General features: G+C 73.9%; 17 protein-coding genes and 3 tRNA genes. 14 read left to right on the top strand and 6 right to left on the bottom strand.

Annotated elements, in window-relative coordinates; genetic code table 11:
- Positions 1-1,059: SMC family ATPase (locus H3C53_04705; protein MBW7915972.1), on the top strand; the 1,059-nt coding region annotated here is incomplete at its 5' end.
- 28 nt (positions 1,060-1,087) lie between these two features.
- Here H3C53_04705 and nrdR read toward each other — a convergent pair.
- Together nrdR and H3C53_04695 are read right to left on the bottom strand one after the other, a co-directional pair.
- On the bottom strand, positions 1,088-1,546 hold the full coding sequence (gene nrdR, locus H3C53_04700; GenBank protein ID MBW7915971.1) for a transcriptional repressor NrdR: 459 nt from the start codon (positions 1,544-1,546) through the stop codon (positions 1,088-1,090).
- A 6-nt stretch (positions 1,547-1,552) separates the two neighbouring features.
- Positions 1,553-2,767 (bottom strand): SDR family NAD(P)-dependent oxidoreductase, encoded by a 1,215-nt coding sequence (locus H3C53_04695; GenBank protein ID MBW7915970.1) that lies wholly within the window; start codon positions 2,765-2,767, stop codon positions 1,553-1,555.
- 75 nt (positions 2,768-2,842) lie between these two features.
- On the opposite strand from H3C53_04695, the gene H3C53_04690 reads away from it, so the two are divergent.
- From H3C53_04690 to H3C53_04680, 3 genes are all read left to right on the top strand, one after another.
- The gene (locus H3C53_04690; GenBank protein MBW7915969.1) at positions 2,843-3,400 is read left to right on the top strand and encodes a polymer-forming cytoskeletal protein; all 558 of its coding nucleotides are present in this window, start codon (positions 2,843-2,845) and stop codon (positions 3,398-3,400) included.
- Between the two features lie 143 nt (positions 3,401-3,543).
- Positions 3,544-4,431 carry an acetyl-CoA carboxylase carboxyltransferase subunit beta gene (locus tag H3C53_04685; protein ID MBW7915968.1) on the top strand — a complete coding sequence of 296 codons (888 nt, stop codon included), beginning with the start codon at positions 3,544-3,546 and terminating at the stop codon, positions 4,429-4,431.
- Entirely contained in the window at positions 4,415-5,365 is a 951-nt protein-coding gene (locus H3C53_04680) for an acetyl-CoA carboxylase carboxyltransferase subunit alpha (GenBank protein MBW7915967.1), read from the top strand. Before H3C53_04685 ends, H3C53_04680 begins: the two co-directional genes overlap by 17 nt.
- Positions 5,366-5,386: 21 nt before the next feature.
- Here H3C53_04680 and H3C53_04675 read toward each other — a convergent pair whose 3' ends face one another.
- The gene (locus H3C53_04675; protein ID MBW7915966.1) at positions 5,387-6,061 is read right to left on the bottom strand and encodes a ribulose-phosphate 3-epimerase; all 675 of its coding nucleotides are present in this window, start codon (positions 6,059-6,061) and stop codon (positions 5,387-5,389) included.
- A gap of 86 nt (positions 6,062-6,147) precedes the next feature.
- Here H3C53_04675 and H3C53_04670 point away from each other — a divergent pair, with 86 nt between their 5' ends.
- The gene (locus H3C53_04670; protein MBW7915965.1) at positions 6,148-7,026 is read left to right on the top strand and encodes a sulfurtransferase; all 879 of its coding nucleotides are present in this window, start codon (positions 6,148-6,150) and stop codon (positions 7,024-7,026) included.
- 59 nt (positions 7,027-7,085) lie between these two features.
- On the opposite strand, the gene H3C53_04665 is transcribed toward H3C53_04670, so the two are convergent.
- On the bottom strand, positions 7,086-8,477 hold the full coding sequence (locus H3C53_04665; protein ID MBW7915964.1) for an aspartate aminotransferase family protein: 1,392 nt from the start codon (positions 8,475-8,477) through the stop codon (positions 7,086-7,088).
- 154 nt (positions 8,478-8,631) lie between these two features.
- Between H3C53_04665 and H3C53_04660 the strand changes: the two genes are divergently transcribed.
- Together H3C53_04660 and H3C53_04655 are read left to right on the top strand one after the other, a co-directional pair.
- Positions 8,632-9,459, top strand: coding sequence for a class I SAM-dependent methyltransferase (locus H3C53_04660; protein MBW7915963.1), 828 nt, complete (start codon positions 8,632-8,634; stop codon positions 9,457-9,459).
- A gap of 31 nt (positions 9,460-9,490) precedes the next feature.
- Positions 9,491-10,351, top strand: coding sequence for a 3-hydroxyacyl-CoA dehydrogenase family protein (locus H3C53_04655; protein MBW7915962.1), 861 nt, complete (start codon positions 9,491-9,493; stop codon positions 10,349-10,351).
- An 89-nt stretch (positions 10,352-10,440) separates the two neighbouring features.
- On the opposite strand, the gene H3C53_04650 is transcribed toward H3C53_04655, so the two are convergent.
- Both H3C53_04650 and H3C53_04645 read right to left on the bottom strand, forming a co-directional pair.
- A tRNA-Gln gene (locus H3C53_04650) sits at positions 10,441-10,514 on the bottom strand.
- A gap of 87 nt (positions 10,515-10,601) precedes the next feature.
- Positions 10,602-10,675 (bottom strand) — tRNA-Gln (locus H3C53_04645).
- Positions 10,676-10,853: 178 nt separating this feature from the next.
- Here H3C53_04645 and H3C53_04640 point away from each other — a divergent pair.
- From H3C53_04640 to folK, 7 genes are all read left to right on the top strand, one after another.
- Positions 10,854-10,944 (top strand) — tRNA-Ser (locus tag H3C53_04640).
- Between the two features lie 100 nt (positions 10,945-11,044).
- Complete coding sequence (gene upp / locus H3C53_04635; GenBank protein MBW7915961.1) at positions 11,045-11,671, top strand: uracil phosphoribosyltransferase; 627 nt, start codon at positions 11,045-11,047, stop codon at positions 11,669-11,671.
- A 75-nt stretch (positions 11,672-11,746) separates the two neighbouring features.
- Positions 11,747-12,847 carry an undecaprenyl/decaprenyl-phosphate alpha-N-acetylglucosaminyl 1-phosphate transferase gene (locus H3C53_04630; protein ID MBW7915960.1) on the top strand — a complete coding sequence of 367 codons (1,101 nt, stop codon included), beginning with the start codon at positions 11,747-11,749 and terminating at the stop codon, positions 12,845-12,847.
- A 50-nt stretch (positions 12,848-12,897) separates the two neighbouring features.
- Positions 12,898-14,019, top strand: a complete 1,122-nt coding sequence (wecB, locus tag H3C53_04625; GenBank protein MBW7915959.1) for a UDP-N-acetylglucosamine 2-epimerase (non-hydrolyzing) — start codon at positions 12,898-12,900, stop codon at positions 14,017-14,019.
- Positions 13,995-14,864: a dihydropteroate synthase gene (gene folP, locus H3C53_04620; protein MBW7915958.1), complete on the top strand. Its 870-nt coding sequence runs from the start codon at positions 13,995-13,997 to the stop codon at positions 14,862-14,864. Before wecB ends, folP begins: the two co-directional genes overlap by 25 nt.
- 86 nt (positions 14,865-14,950) lie before the next feature.
- A complete protein-coding gene (folB, locus tag H3C53_04615) occupies positions 14,951-15,313 on the top strand; it encodes a dihydroneopterin aldolase (GenBank protein ID MBW7915957.1) in 363 nt (120 codons plus the stop codon).
- A complete protein-coding gene (folK, locus tag H3C53_04610; GenBank protein MBW7915956.1) occupies positions 15,310-15,819 on the top strand; it encodes a 2-amino-4-hydroxy-6-hydroxymethyldihydropteridine diphosphokinase in 510 nt (169 codons plus the stop codon). The genes folB and folK overlap by 4 nt, the downstream gene beginning before the upstream one ends.
- The last annotated feature ends 17 nt before the right edge of the window (positions 15,820-15,836 follow it).

Here is a 15,836-nt window from a genome sequence, read left to right as displayed (position 1 = left end):
CTGGGCGCGGCCCAGGCGGACCCGAGCGGCGCCATCCGCGCCCTCAAGGACGAGATCGCCGCGCTCGCGGAGGCGGCGAACATGGCGAGCGCCGCGGCCGAACGCGCCGCCCACGAGGCGGAGCGAGCGGCGGACGCCCTGGCGGCCAAGAGGCTCGCGGCGGAGGAGGCGCGGGTCGCCGCCGACGCGGCCGCGAGCGCCGTGGCCGCGGCCACCGCCGCCGGCGGCTTCGCCGACGCCGCCGAGGCGCGCGCGGCGCTGCGCGACCAGCGGGCGCTGGAGGCGTTGGCCGCCCGCGTGGCGGAGCACGAGCGGGAGAGCGAGGCGGTGGCGCGCGGTGAGCGCGACGCCCGCGCCGAGCAGGCGGCCCTGCCGCCCCTGGTCGACGCCGAGGGGAGCGGCGCGCCCGCCGCCGTGACGCGCCTGGAGGCCGAACTCGCCGCGGCCCGCGCCCGGCAGGGCGAGGTGGCGGGCGAGCTCGGGTCGGCGCTCCACCGCCTCGCGAGCGTCACGGAGCGGCTGGAGCGGAAGGGCGAGCTGCGCCGCGAGCTCGAGGCGGCCCGCGCCAAGCACGAGTTGCACCGCCAACTGGCGCTCGACCTCCGCGGCGACCGCTTCCAGGAGTACCTGATGACCCAGGTGCAGCAGCGGTTGGCGCGCCGCGCCTCGGCCACCCTGAGGCTCGTGACCGACGGCCGCTTCGACCTGCACCTGCTGGACGGCGACTACCTGGTGGCCGACGCCTGGGCGGGCGGGGAGCTGCGCAGCGCCCGCACCCTGTCGGGCGGCGAGAGCTTCGTGGCCAGCCTGGCGCTGGCGCTGGCGCTGTCCGACACGCTCGCCGGCAACGCGTCACTGGGCGCGCTCTTCCTCGACGAGGGCTTCGGGACGCTGGACCGCGCCACCCTCGACAGCGTAACGGCCGTGCTGGAGGCGTTGACGAAGGAGGGGCGCATGGTGGGTGTCATCACGCACGTGCCGGAGCTGAGCGAGAGGCTGCCCGCCCGGCTGGTCGTCAGCAAGGGTCCGGACGGCTCGACTGTCGCGTGGGACGCCTGAAGCGCGCCGCGCGCGAGCCGCCGCGCCGTCACTCCTTGGCGCCCTCCTTGTCGTTGAGCTGCTTGATCTCCTCGATGAAGCGCCCCACCGACTCGAAGTCGCCGTACACGCTCAGGAAGCGTATGTACGCCACGCTGTCGGTCTCCTGCAGGAACTCGAGCACGCGACGCCCGATCTCCTCGCTGGCGATCTCCGGCGTGCCCGTCTCGTCCTCGAACGAGTAGGCGAACTCCCGCAACTGCTTCTCGCCCACCGGCCGCTTGTTGCAGGCGATGCGGAGCTTGCCGAGCAGCTTGTCGGGGTTGAACGCCTCGAGCCTACCCGAGCGCTTCCGCACCAGCAGCGCCTCGAACTGCGCCCGCTCGTAGGTGGTGAAGCGCCGCGAGCACGCAACGCACTCGCGCCGGCGCCTTATGGCGGCGCCCTCGTCGGACGGCCGCGAGTTGATCACGCGCGTGTCCTCGGCGGAACAGTACGGGCAGCGCACGGGGGCTCAGGGCTGGCGGCGCGGCCCGGGCGGCCACGCCCCGTCGTCGCGCGGCGCCGGGCCGTCGCCGTCGGCGACGGCCAGCCCCTCGAGGCGGCGCAGGTCGCCGTACAGTTCGTCGGCCGGCTCCACCCCCGAGGCGTACGCCTGATCCCAGCCGGCGCCCTCCTCGTCGGCCACCAGGTGACGCAGGGCCGGACCCTCCGGCAGGCCCAGGTCGGCGGCCCACAGCTCCGAGTCGTCGTCGTAGTCGCCCGAGTCATCCAGGTCGTCGTCCGCCTCGGGCAGCGAGCCGCCGGCCCCACGCAGGTCGACCGCGCCGGCGCCCAAGGCGGCGAGGCGATCGTCGGCGCCGCGCCGGCCCGCGCCGTTGGCACCGTAACCCTCGCTCGGGGCGTCCTCCCAGCGGACTTCGCCGCCCGCCCGGCGCCTGCCCGGCCGCCGCAGGCCCGGCGCGCCCACCAGCGCGGCGTCGTCGAGCTCCTCCTCGTCCGCCCACTCGGCCCAACCGTCCTCGGTCTGCCTGACGCTGAGATCGAGCGCGGCGCGCACCTCGGGCAGCAGGTTCTCGGCGATGCGGGGCGGCTGCGGCAGCTCCACGTCGAGCACCTGACCGCTGACGCCGGTGGAGTCTGGCGAACCCAGGTAACGCACCGCCCGCACCAACGCCTGGTCGTGGCGCGGGTCCGACGGCGACCGGGAGGGAAGCACCAGGTTCACGCGCGGGTGGGCGAAGCGGTCGCGGAAACCGTGGACCATCTCCCTGAGGGCGCCGCGGACGGCGTGCATCTGCACCGCCCCCAGCGTGGGCGGCGCCACCACGACCACCCAACCGCCCGGCAGGAGCCGCGCGGCGGCCTTGAGCGCCAGGTAGGTCGAGCGGACGTTCTCCGCGACGAGCTCGAGGAACTCGCCCTCGGCCAGGTCCTCGAACGGGGTTGTGCTGACCTGCGACGCCAGGTGGACGACGCCGCCGAGGGCGCCGAAGATCTCCATGACCTTGTGGTACGCGCCGAGCACGTCCATCTGCGTGGTCATGTCGGTCTGGATGGGGATGGCCTGGCCCCCCAGCTCCTCGACCTCGGCGGCCGTCTTGGCCGCGAGGTCCACGTCGCGGTCGGCGCACACGACGTGGTACTGCGACCGACCGTACGCCAACGCCACGGCCCTGCCATAACCCCCGCCGACGTTCGTGACGAGGACGACCTTGGCGCTCTCCATTCCCGTAGGATACGACGCACCGGGGGTACCCTCAACAGGTGCGGGCGACAGCGCACCGCCGTGGAAGGAGGCCCGATGTTCAAGAGACGAGACGCCAAGCCGCCGGAGACCCGGGAGCTGTTCACGTACATCCACCAGGGCACCGTGGTGGAAGGGAAGCTCACCGCCGAGGGGCGGGTGCGCGTCCACGGCACGGTGCGCGGCGACGTGACGGTGAGGGGCGTCCTCGAGGTCGCCGAGTCGGGGGTCGTCGAGTGCGACGACCTCAGGGCCGACCACGTCAAGATCATCGGCCGGGTCACGGCCGGCCACCTCGAGGCGACGGGCAAGGTGGAGATCTGGAAGGGCGGCGAGCTGGTGGGCGACGTGCGCGCCGCCGCCCTCGACATCGAGGACGGGGCGCGCTTCACGGGCCGCAGCGAGATGACCGCGGCGCCCGCCACCCCGGCCGCCGCGCCGGCGGGCCGGGCGCCGACCGACCCGCCGAGCGACCCCACGCCCGTGGACGCGGCCACCGCGAGCACCTCGGCGGATCGGCCCACGGGCGCCGCCACGGCCGCGACCACTCCTAGGGCCGACGCGCCGGCGGCGCACACGCCGGCCGAGCTGGCCGCCCTCATCGTCGAGCCGTGAGGCCCGCCGGGGCGCGCTGACGCGCTCGGACAAGCGCATCCGCTCGGGGGGCGCGACCTGGCTGCTATCATGCGGCGTGCCCGTCCGTTGTCTCACCACTGCAACCCGTCGCGGCGCGAAGGGCGCGCGGCCCTGGAGCGGCGATGGCGCTTGAGCGTTGGTTCCGTAGGAGCCGCCCCACCAAGACCGAGGACGACAACAGCCCCGCGGGCCTGTGGCTCAAGTGCGAGAACTGCCACGCCCAGATCTACCGCAAGGACCTGGTAGCCAACACCTACATCTGCCCCGAGTGCGGGCACCATTACCGCATGCCGGTCGAGGCGCGCACGGCGCTGCTCATCGACGAGGGGACCTTCGAGCAGTGGTCGGGCGGCATCGTGCCCGAGAACCCGCTCGACTTCGAGGACGCCCAGCCGTACGTGGAGCGCCTCGAGAAGGCTCAGCAGAAGCAGGGGCGGCCCGACGCCATCGTCACCGGCTCGGGCGAGATGGGCGGCCGGCCGGTGGCGCTGGTGGTGATGGACTTCTTCTTCATGGCCGGCTCGATGGGCTCGGTGGTTGGCGAGGAGATCGCCCGGGCGGCCGAGCGGGCGGCGGCCGAGGAGCGCGCCCTCGTGGCGGTGACCGCCTCGGGCGGGGCGCGCATGCAGGAGGGCGCCCTGTCGCTCATGCAGATGGCCAAGACGACCATGGCCCTGCAGGCGCTCGCCAAGCGCCGCCTACCCTACGTCAGCGTCCTCAGCGACCCCACCACCGGGGGCGTGACGGCGTCGTTCGCCACGCTGGGCGACGTCATCTTCGCCGAGCCCGGCGCGCTCATCTCGTTCGCGGGCCCGCGCGTCATCCAGCAGACCATCAGGCAGGACCTCCCCGACGGCTTCCAGCGCGCCGAGTTCCTGCTTCAGAAGGGGATGGTCGACGACGTCGTCGACCGCCGCGCCTTGAAGGGGCGCCTGGTCGAGGTCCTGACGCTCCTCGCGGGCGGCCTGCCGCTGCCCGCCCAAGAGGTGAGCCGTGTCGCTGCCGTTTGAGAAGCCGATCGACGACCTGGAGCTCAAGATCCGCGACATGCGGACCTACGCCGAGGAGCAGCAGCTCGACCTCGGCAGCGAGATCGAGGCGTTGCAGAGCCGGCTCGACCGCCTGAAGCGCGATACCTACGCCGGCCTGTCGCGCTGGCAGCGGGTGCAGGTCGCGCGGGCGCCCGGCCGACCGACGGGCCTCGACTACCTCCAGCACGCCTTCGAGGGCTTCACGGAGCTGCACGGCGACCGGACCCTGGGCGACGACCCCGCCATCGTGGCCGGCCTGGCGCGGCTCGGGGGCGTGAGCGTGGCGGTGATAGCCCAGCAGAAGGGGCGCGACACCAAGGAGAACATCCACCGCAACTTCGGCATGAGCCACCCGAGCGGCTACCGCAAGGCCATGCGCATCTTCGACCTGGCCGACAAGTTCCGCCTGCCGGTCGTGACGCTCATCGACACGCCCGGCGCCTACCCCGGGTTGGCGGCGGAGGAGCAGGGGCAGGCGTGGGTGATCGCCGAGAGCATCCGGCGCATGAGCCTCCTGACCGTGCCGGCCGTCAGCGTGGTCATCGGTGAGGGGGGCTCCGGCGGCGCGCTCGCCATAGGCGTGGCCAACCGCGTCCTCATCCTCGAGAACGCCATCTACTCGGTGATCAGCCCGGAGTCGTGCGCCGCCATCCTGTGGCGCGACGCGGGTGAGGCCGAGAAGGCCGCCGAGGCGCTGCGCCTGACCGCGCGCGACCTGGTGGGGCTGGGCGTGGTGGACCGCGTGATAGACGAGCCGCTCGGGGCGGCCCACAACGACCGCGAGGCCGCCATCGGCCTCGTGAAGGACGCGCTGCTGGAGGAGCTGGAGCGGCTCGCGCCCCTCACCCCCGAGGAGCTGCTGGCCTCGCGCTACGAGCGCTTCCGGAGCCTCGGCCGCTTCCACGCCGCCTGAGCGGCCCCCGTCAGCCGACTCTCACTCTGGTTCGGGGTTGGCCGCAACGCGCAGCGCGGCCATGTTCTCGGCGACCGTGCCGTGGCCGCCGAACACGGCGCTGCCCGCCACCAGCACGTCGGCGCCCGCCGCCGCCAGGGCCGGCGCGGTCTTCACGCTCACGCCGCCGTCCACCTCGATGAGGCAGTTCGGGTTCATGCGGTCGCGCATGCGCTTGACCGTCTCGACGCGCCCGACGGAGGCGGGGATGAACGCCTGGCCCCCGAAGCCGGGGTTGACGCTCATGATCAGGGCCTGGTCGAGGTAGGGGAGCGCCAGCTCCAGCACGGCGAGGGGCGTGAGCGGGTTGAGGGCCAGGCCGACCTTGGCGCCCGTGTCGCGGACCTGGGCGAGGAGGCGGTGCAAGTGAACGCTCGCCTCCGCGTGGACCGTCACCCAGTCGGCGCCGGCGTCGACGAAGCTCGTAACGTACCGCTCCGGCGCCTCGATCATCAGGTGGACGTCGAGCGGCAGGTCGGTGTTGCGCTTGAGGGCCGCCACCACGGCGGGCCCGATGGTGATGTTGGGGACGAAGTGACCGTCCATGACGTCGACGTGAACGCGGTCGGCGCCGGCGGCGCCCACCGCCGCCACCGCCTCCGCCAGCCGCCCGAAGTCGGCGGAGAGGATGGAGGGGGCGAGTCTCACCTTGGGCACCCGGTGAGTATAGCCCCGCCGCTGCGCAAGGCGGAACGCGCAGCTGGCCGCGGGGCGCGGGTAGCATGCGGGGAACGGAGGAAGGCATGGACGACTCCGCAGCACGAACCTACGCCCACCCCGAGGTGCTGGTCGACACCGACTGGGTGGCGGCGAACCTGACCAGACCCGACCTGCGCGTCTTCGAGGTCGACGAGGACGTGCTCCTCTACCACCAGGGCCACGTGCCTGGCGCCCTCAAGCTCGACTGGCTGACCGAACTGCAGCGCGCCGACGTGCGCGACTTCGTGGGGCCCGCGGGCTTCGCCGCCCTGATGGAGGCCAAGGGCGTCGGCAACGACACCACCGTGATCCTGTACGGCGACAAGTCGAACTGGTGGGCCGCCTACGCCTTCTGGTTCTTCAAGTACTGCGGCCACCGAGACGTGCGGCTCATGAACGGCGGCCGCCAGAAGTGGGTGGCGGAGGGGCGGCCGCTGGAGACGGCGGTGCCGCCCGTGGCGCGCGGCAGCTACGCGCCGTCGTACCAGGACGCGTCGATCCGGGCGTTCGCGCCCGACGTGATGAAGCACCTCTTGAGCGTCGCCCGGGGGCGCGGCGCCCTCGTCGACGTGCGCTCCGAGGCCGAGTACACGGGGGAGCGGCTGCACATGCCGGACTACCCCCAGGAGGGCGCGCTGCGCGGCGGGCACATCCCCGGGGCGGTGAGCGTGCCGTGGTCGCTGGCCGCCAACGCCGACGGCACCTTCAAGAGCGCCGCCGAGCTGGCCGCCGTCTACGAGGGCGCCGGCGTCTCGCGTCACCACGACGTCGTGGCGTACTGCCGCATCGCGGAGCGCTCGAGCCACACCTGGTTCGTGCTCCGCTACCTGCTGGGCTACCCGCGGGTGCGCAACTACGACGGCTCGTGGACGGAGTGGGGCAACCTGGTCGGGGCGCCCATCACGCGGGGCCGCGAACCGTGAGGCGCGGGGGCCGACCTCGGCCCGCGCGCCCGCTCACGCCCTGTGACCTGCGCCTCGGGTCAGGCGACGACCGCCCGATCCGAGAGCACCTGCGCCACGACGCGCTCCAGGATGGCGAGCCCCTCGAGCAGCTCGTCCTCGCTGATGTTGAGCGGCGGCAGGAGGCGGATGACGTTGCCGTACGTCCCGGTTGACAGGAGGATGAGGCCCGCGGCGCGGGCGGCCTCCACCACGGCCGTCACGGTGCCCGCGTCCGGCGTGCGCCCGTCCGCGCCCACGAACTCGAGGCCGAGCATTATTCCCTGGCCGCGGACCTCGCCGATGGCCGGGTGCTTGCCCTGTAGGGCCACGAGGCGCCGCCGCGCCACCTCGCCGAGGCGCGCGGAGTGGGCGATGACGCCCTCGGCCTCCAGCGCGTCGAGGGTGGCGATGGCGGCCGCGCAGCTCGTCGGGTTCCCGCCGAAGGTCGTGCCCAGCATGCCCGGTTCGAGGGCGTCCATGATGTGGGCCTTGCCGATGGCGGCCGCGATCGGGAAGCCCGAGCCGAGCCCCTTGGCGGTGGCCACCAGGTCGGGCTCGAGGCCGTAGTGGTCGACCGCCCACATCTTGCCGGTGCGGCCGATGCCGGCCTGGACCTCGTCGTCTATCCACAGCGCGCCGATCTTGGTGGCGTAGTCGCGCAGCCCGGCCAGGAAGCTGCGCGGCGCGGGGATGAAGCCGCCCTCGCCGGCAACCGGCTCGATGAGGAAGGCGGCCACCTCGGACTCGCCGATCGAGTACTTGACCTGGTCCTTGAGGGCCCGCAGGGCGGCCTCGCCCGTCTCCTCCGGCGTGGCGGCGCCCCACGGGTTCCTGAAGTGGTAGGGGTACTCGGCGCGGTACACCTCGGCCGCCCGCAGCACGAAGCCCGTCTTGTAGGGGTTCGCCTTGTTGGTTAGCGACATGGCCATGTAGGTGCGGCCGTGGAACGCGTGGGTGAAGGCGACGATGCCGGCGCGCTTGGTGTAGGCGCGCGCGATCTTGACGGTGTTCTCGACCGCCTCCGCGCCGGAGTTCACGAGGAACGTCTTCTTGGGGGTGGGGCCGGGCGCGAGGCGGTTGAGTCGCTCGGCGAGCTCGACGTACGACGGGTGCATGCCGACGGCGAAGCACAGGTGTTGGAACTCGTCCACCGACTGCTTGACGGCAGCCAGCACCTTCGGGTGCGAGTGGCCGAGGTTCATGACGGCTATGCCGCTCGAGAAGTCGAGGTACTTCTTGCCGTCTGCGTCCCACACGTGGCTGCCCTTGGCGCGGACCGGGTAGATCGGGTGAACGCTCTGCGCGGCGGGGGTGACGGCCGCCTTGCGCCGTCTCGCCAGTTCCTGGTTGCTCCGTGTGTTGCTCACGTTCCGCCCTCCCTTGGGCTCGACTTGCGATGCGTAGGCGTAGTGGTTGGTGCCCCTCCGCATCGAAGGCCGGCGGGCCACGAACGCTTCGATTCGTAGCCATAACCGCCGTGTGTCCGAGGAATCGTAGCACGAAGCGAGCCTCGGCCCGGTCGCCGGCGGGCGCCGGCGCCCGCCCGCGGCCTGGCGCGCGCCGGGGGGCGGTAGCATCTGAGCCGTGACCGACCAGCCTCCACGCCGCCGCGGCCCGCTGGTGGTGCGGGCCGTGACGTCGGCCGACGCCGCGGCGGCCGAGCGCTGGGCGGCACGGCTCGACGCCCGCCTCGTGAGCGCGGCCCCCGGTGCGGCCCCCGGCACGGCCCCCGGCGCGGCCGGCCCACCCCCAGGGGCGAACGTGCTCGAGGTCGGCGCTGCCGGCCTGACGCTCGTGACGGCCGCCGGGCGGCGCGTCTCGGCGGCGGCCGGTCGCCTCGCCGGTGGTGCGCTGCCGGGCCGCGACCTGCTGGCGCGGGCCGCGCTGACCAACCGTCAGGGCGGACCCCCCACCGTGGTGGACGCCACCGCCGGGCTCGGAGCCGACGGCTTCCACCTCGCCGCGCTGGGGCACGCCGTGACGATGCTCGAGCGCGAGCCGCTCTTCGCCGCCCTGCTCGAGGACGCCCTCGACCGTGCGCGCGGCGGCGCCCTGGGTGCCGCCGCGCGCGCGGCCGCCGAGCGCGTGAGCCTCGTGCTCGTCGACGCCCGCGCCCACCTATCCGCCGCCCGCGGCGCCGAGGTCGTCTACCTCGACCCGATGTTCCCCGCCACCGGCGGCACGGCGCTGCCTCCCAAGGAGATGGCGGCCCTGCGGGCCGTGCTGGTGGCGCCCGCCGCGGTCGCCGCCGGCGAAGGAGCCGAGCTGCTGAGGGCGGCGCGCGCCGCCGCCACCCGGCGCGTGGTCGTCAAGCGCGCGCTGAGGGCGCCGCCGCTCGGGGAGGTGGCGCCCAGCGGTAGCCTTACGGGGCGGACCGTCCGCTACGACCTCTACGCCCCCGCCCCGGCCTGACCGGCGCGGGCGCCACCCGGAAGGGGAACGCATGCCAACCACCCGACCCGACGCACCAGGCGACCAGCAGGCGGCGCGAACCGTCGCCGTTGCGGGCGCCGGCACCATGGGCAGCGGCATCGCCACCATGCTGCTCGTGGCCGGCCACGCCGTGAGGCTCTTCGACACGAGCGACGCGGCCCTCGCCGCCGCTCGTGAACGCGCGCACAAGCGGGCGGCGGAGGCGGTGGCGGCGGGACGGCTGACGACCACGACGGACCTGGCCACCGCCGTCACGGGCGCCGACTTCGTGATCGAGGCGGTGCCGGAGCTCCTCGACCTCAAGCGCCGCCTGTTCGGCGAGCTCGACGACCTCGCGCCGCCCCACGCCGTCCTCGCCAGCAACACGAGCGAGCTGTCGATCACCGCCATCGCCGGCGCCACCAAGCGACCGGACCGCGTCATCGGCATGCACTGGTTCAACCCGCCCGAGCGCATGACGCTCGTCGAGGTCGTGCGCGCCGTGCAGACGAGCGACGAGACCGTGGCGACCACGCTGGCGTTGGCGGCCGGGTGCGGCAAGGAGACCGTCACCGTCAAGGACGGCCCAGGCTTCGTCACCACCCGCGCCCTCGCCGCGCTCCTCCTCGAGGCCATGCGGATGCTGGAGGAGGGCGTGGCCACGGCCGAGGACATCGACCGCGCCGTGAAGCTCGGCCTCAACCACCCCATGGGGCCGCTCGAGCTGGCCGACTACGTCGGGCTCGACACCATGCTCCTGATCGCGGAGTCCTTGCAGGGGGCGTTGGGGGAGCGCTTCCTGGCGACGCCGCGCCTGCGCAAGCTCGTCGAGGCGGGCCGCCTCGGCCGCAAGACGGGCCGCGGGTTCTACGACTACCCCGGCAGGGGGTGAAGGGCGCCGCCACCGGCCCCGGCCTGGCACCGCCAGAAGGGCACTCCCGTCGGCCGCCCGCTGGAAGCGGTGACCGACGGGAGGGTGACTGGCTGGCCCACAGAGACTCGAACTCCGACCGACCGGACCAAAACCGGGTGTCCTGCCATTAGACGATGGGCCAACGTGGCGCTAGGGGCGCCGCCCGTGACGTGCCGCCCTCGCCACCCCGCTGCTGGTCGGCGACCGCGCGTGGCGCGGGTGACGCGTTTGGCTGGCCCACTAGGACTCGAACCTAGACCGACGGAACCAGAATCCGTTGTCCTGCCATTAGACGATGGGCCACCGGGAGAGGCGGGCGGTCGCGCGTGGGCGGCGACCCGCAGCGCACCTGGGAGTGTATGAAACCCAGCGGGGCGCGTCAAGGGAGCATGGCCGCGCGCCACTCGTCAGCCGGGCGCCCGTACGGTATACTCCTCGGGCCTGCGGTGCCCGGGACTGTCGCCCGGCCCCGCGCCAGTCCGGAGAGGTGCCAGAGTGGTTGAATGGGACGGTCTCGAAAACCGTTGTGTGGCTCCGCTGCACCGTGGGTTCGAATCCCACCCTCTCCGCCAGACCGAGGGCCGCTGCTAAGCGGCCCTCTTCTCATGCCCGCGCCTGCGTGAGCTTCGCCGCCGCGCGGGCGCGCCTTGGCGCCACGAAAGGAACGACGCGATGGCCGTCACGATAGTCGATCACCCGCTCGTGCAGCACAAGCTCTCCATCCTGCGCGACAAGGAGACGAGCGTGCGCGAGTTCCGCGCCCTGTGCCAGGAGCTCACCATGCTGATGGCCTTCGACGCCATGCGCGACCTCGAGCTGGAGGACGCCACCGTCGAGACGCCGGTCGCCCTCGCCAAGGTCAAGCGGCTCGCCGGCAAGAAGCTGGCGCTCATCGGCATCCTCCGCGCCGGCCTCGTGATGGTCGACGGCATCCTCAGCCTCGTGCCCACGGCGCGCGTCGGGCACATCGGCCTCTACCGCGACCCGGAGACGCTCAAGCCCGTGCAGTACTACTCGAAGCTCCCCAGCGACGTGGGGGAGCGCGACGTGTTCGTCCTCGACCCGATGCTCGCCACCGGGGGCAGCGCGGCGGCGGCCATCCAGCTCCTGAAGGACAAGGGGGCCACGCGCGTGCGGCTCCTCTGCATCATCGCCGCCCCCGAGGGGGTCAAGACGGTCGAGGACGCCCACCCCGACGTCGACATCATCGTCGCGGCGCTCGACGAGCGCCTGAACGAGCACGGCTACATCGTTCCCGGCCTCGGAGACGCGGGCGACAGGCTCTACGGCACGCGCTGACCGGCGCGGCGTGGCGCTCAGCGGCACGTACCCCACGCTCATGAGCGCCATGCGGACGTGGGTAGACTGAGCGGCGTGCGACCCACCCTCCTCGTCTTCCTGCCCCTGGCCGCCGCCTCCTTCACGGTCGCGCTCGCGAGCGTGCTCTGGTTGGTGCCGCGCGTCCGCGACTTCGCCGCTCGCATTGGGGCGGTCCAGGCGGGCGGCGGCGCTCACGGCAGCGGCGTGAGGCAGCACGCCGGGGCGCTCCCCAACATCGGCGGCATCGCCATCCTCGGCGGCTTCCTCCTCGCCGTGCTCGCGGGCAGCCTCGTGGCGCCGCAGCTCATCGACGAGTACCGCGTCGAGCTGCTCGCCATCGCCCTCGGCGGCGCCCTCATGACCCTCGTCGGCTTCATCGACGACATGTGGGAGGTGCCGCCGGCGCTGCGCCTGGCCACCCAGGTCGTGGCGGCCGGCATCCTCGTGGCGAACGGGGTGCGCATCGGCTTCGTGACCGACTACTTCGGGAGCGCCTCGTTCCTGTTCATCCCCGAGACGCTCGCCGTGGCCGTGACCGTCCTGTGGGTGGTGGGCTTCACGAACGCCTTCAACTTCATCGACGGCCTGGACGGCCTGTCGAGCGGCATCGCGGCCATCTCCAGCATGAGCCTGCTGGCGGTGGCGCTCCAGTTCGACGACCGGGGCGCCGCCGTCCTCATACTGGCGGCGCTGGCGGGTTCCGCGCTCGGCTTCCTGCGCTACAACTTCGGGCCGGCCACCATCATCATGGGCGACTCCGGCGCCTACCTCCTCGGCTACGTTCTCGCCGCGGTGAGCGTGCTTGGCGCGCTAAAGGTCACGGCCGCCATCTCGGTGGTGGCGCCCATCCTCGTGCTGGCGTTGCCCGTCGTCAACATCACCCAGGTCACCCTCAGGCGGCTGCGGCGCGGCTCGTCCCCGGCGCTCGCCTCCAACGACCACATCCACGACCTCATCCGCGTCCGTTCCGGCTCCAAGCGCCTCACCGTCGTCCTGCTGTGGGGCGCCACCCTCGTCCTCGGCGTGCTCGGCATGCTGCTCTCCAGCACGCCACCGGTGCTTACGCTCCTCACCCTGGTCGTCACGGTCGTGGCGATCGCCGTCGTGTCGCTCGTGCGGCTGGCGGAGGTGCGGCACGCCGGGAACCCCGTGTGACGGGGCGGCACCCCGCGCCGTTGCCGGCCAGTGGCGGCGCGCGGCCCCGCGTGGTGGCAGCGTTCGGCACGCGGCCTGAGGCCAACAAGATGGCGCCGGTGGTGGCCGCCCTGCGCGACCTCCCGGAGCTGACGCCGCTCACCCTCGTCACCGGCCAGCACCGCGAGCAGCTCGCGGACTCGCTGCGCACCTTCGGCCTGGCGCCCGACGCCGACCTTGGCGTGATGGCCGACCGCCAGACCCCGGCGGACCTCGTCGGCCGCATCGTGCCCGCCGCCGCCGCTGCCCTGCGCGCCCTAGCGGCCGACTACGTGCTCGTGCACGGCGACACGACCACCACGTTCGCCGTCGCCCTCGCCGCCTTCCTCGAGGGGATCCCGGTGGCCCACGTCGAGGCGGGGCTGCGCTCGTTCGACCTGACGCAACCGTTCCCCGAGGAGGCGAACCGGCGCCTCACCGACGTCGTCACGGACCTCGACCTGCCGCCGACGGCCCTCGCCAAGAGCCACCTCCTCGCCGAGGGCAAGGGCGAGGGCGCCATGGTGGTTACGGGCAACACGGCCGTCGACGCCGTGCGGTTCATGCGCCCCCTGGCCACGCTGCCGCCGCACCTGGGCCCCGGGCCGTTCGTGGCGGTGACGATGCACCGCCGCGAGAACCTCCCCGTCATGGCCGGCCTGGCGGCGGCCCTGGCGGACGTGGCCCGCGCCCACCCCCAGCTCACGTTCGTCTACCCGGTCCACCTCAACCCCGCGGTGCGGGAGGCGGTCACGCCCGCGCTGGCGCGGGTGCCCAACGTGCGCCTCGACGACCCGTACGACTACCTGAGCATGCTCGCGCTGCTCGCGGCCTCGGAACTGGTGATCACCGATTCCGGCGGGCTCCAGGAGGAGGGTGCGGCGCTCGGCGTGCCGGTCGCCGTGCTGCGCAACGTGACGGAGCGCCCGGAGGGCGTCGATGCCGGCGTGCTCAGGCTCCTCGGCAACGACCCGGCGGAGGTCCGGGCGGGACTCGACGCCCTGCTGGCGGACCCGGGAGCGCTGGCCGCCATGCGCGCCAGGCCCAACCCGTACGGCGACGGCCGCGCCGCCCAGCGGGTGGCGCAGGCGGTGGCCTGGCGCTTCGGCCTGGCGCCCCGCCCGGCCGACTGGGTCTACGGGGGCGACACGTGACCGCCGCCCATCACACGCTGCCGCTCCCGCGCGGCGCGCTCAGCTGGCGCGGGGCGGGCCTCGTCGGGGTGCTGAACGTCACCCCGGACAGCTTCTCGGAGAGCGGCCGGCAGCCGACCACCGCCGAGGCAGTGGCGGCCGGACTGCGCCTGCGCGACGAGGGCGCCCTCATCGTCGACGTGGGCGGCGAGTCCACCCGGCCCGGCGCGGCGAGCGTCCCGCTGGGCGAGGAGCTGGCCCGCGTCGTGGACGTGATCGAGGGGTTGACCGCCGCCGGCGTCGTCGTGAGCGTCGACACCCGCAAGCCCGAGGTCGCGGCGGCCGCGCTCGAAGCGGGGGCGCAGCTGGTGAACGACGTGGGCGGGCTCCGCGACGCGGCCATGCTGGAGGCGTGCGCCGCCGCCGGCGCCCCCGCCGTGGCCATGCACATGCAGGGCGAGCCCGCCACCATGCAGCGCGCGCCGCGCTACGCGGACGTCGTGAGCGAGGTCGAGGCCTTCCTGCTCGAGCGGGCCGCCGCGGCGCTGGCGGCCGGTGTCCCCGCCGTCGTCATCGACCCCGGCCTGGGGTTCGGCAAGGAGCTCGGGCACAACCTGGCGCTCGTCCGCGCGACGGGCAGGCTGGCGGCCCACGGCCACCCGGTCATGGTGGGCGCGTCGCGCAAGTCGTTCATCGGGCGCGTGACGGGCGTCGCCGAGCCGGCCGCGCGCCTGCCAGGCACGCTGGCCGTCCACCTGTGGGCCGCGGCTGCGGGCGCCGCCCTGCTCCGCGTGCACGACGTCGCGGCGCACGCGCAGGCGCTGGCGGCCTGGGCGGCCGTTCTCGGCGAGGGGGAGGCGGCGTGACGGCGAGGCGCGACCGCGACTCGGGGCGCGACCCCGACTCGGGGCGCGACCGCGCCTCGGGGCGCGACCGGATCGTCCTCGCCGGCATGGAGTTCTTCGGCGTCCACGGGGTGTACGACGAGGAGGAGCGGCTGGGCGCCCGCTTCGTGGTCGACGTCGAGTGCGAGCTCACCCTCACCGGCGACGACAGCATCAGGCGCACCGTCGACTACGGCCGCGTCTACCGGCTGGTCGAGCGCGCCGTGACCGGCCCGCGCTTCAAGCTGATCGAGGCGTTGGCGCACGCCATCGCCCTCGAGGTCCTCGGGACCGAGCCACTCGTCGACGTCGTGCGCGTGACCGTCCACAAGCCGCACGCCCCCCTGCCAGGCGTGTTCCGCGACGTGTACGTGCAGGTGGTCAGAGGCCGAGCCGCGACGTCGACCCCGCGACCGGGCGGCGAGCGGTGAGTTTACCTTCGGAGCCCACCGCGTACGTGGCGCTCGGCGCCAACCTTGGCGACAGGGCGGCGCAACTCCGCGCGGCCGCCGAGGAGCTCGAGCGCCTCGCGCCGGTGGCCGCGCGTTCCCGCATCTACGCCTGCCCCGCGGTCGGCGGGCCGCCCGGGCAACCCGACTACCTGAACGCGGTGGTTGCCCTCCGCGCCGGGGCGTGGCTGGGGCGCGAGGAGGCGCTGCTCGCCGAGCTCCTCGGCATCGAGGCGCGGCTCGGTCGGCTGCGGCGCGAACGGTGGGGGCCGCGGCTCATCGACCTCGACCTGCTCGACGTGGCCGGCGCCGTCCGCCTCGGCGGGCCCCTGCGCCTGCCGCACCCCCGCCTCGAGGAGCGCGCGTTCGTGCTCGCCCCCCTGCTCGACGTCGCGCCCGCCTGGCGCCACCCCCTCACGGGGCGGCGCGCCGTCGACGCCCTGCGCCGCCTGGACGACGCGCCGGAGCGGAGCGCCGAGTCGTGGTGAGCCCGGCGCCGGCACCG

Source organism: Trueperaceae bacterium (assembly GCA_019454765.1).
Classification (GTDB): Bacteria; Deinococcota; Deinococci; order Deinococcales; family Trueperaceae; genus JAAYYF01.
Note: the sequence above shows the minus strand (reverse complement) of the source record. Positions and strands in the feature narration are given on the sequence as shown.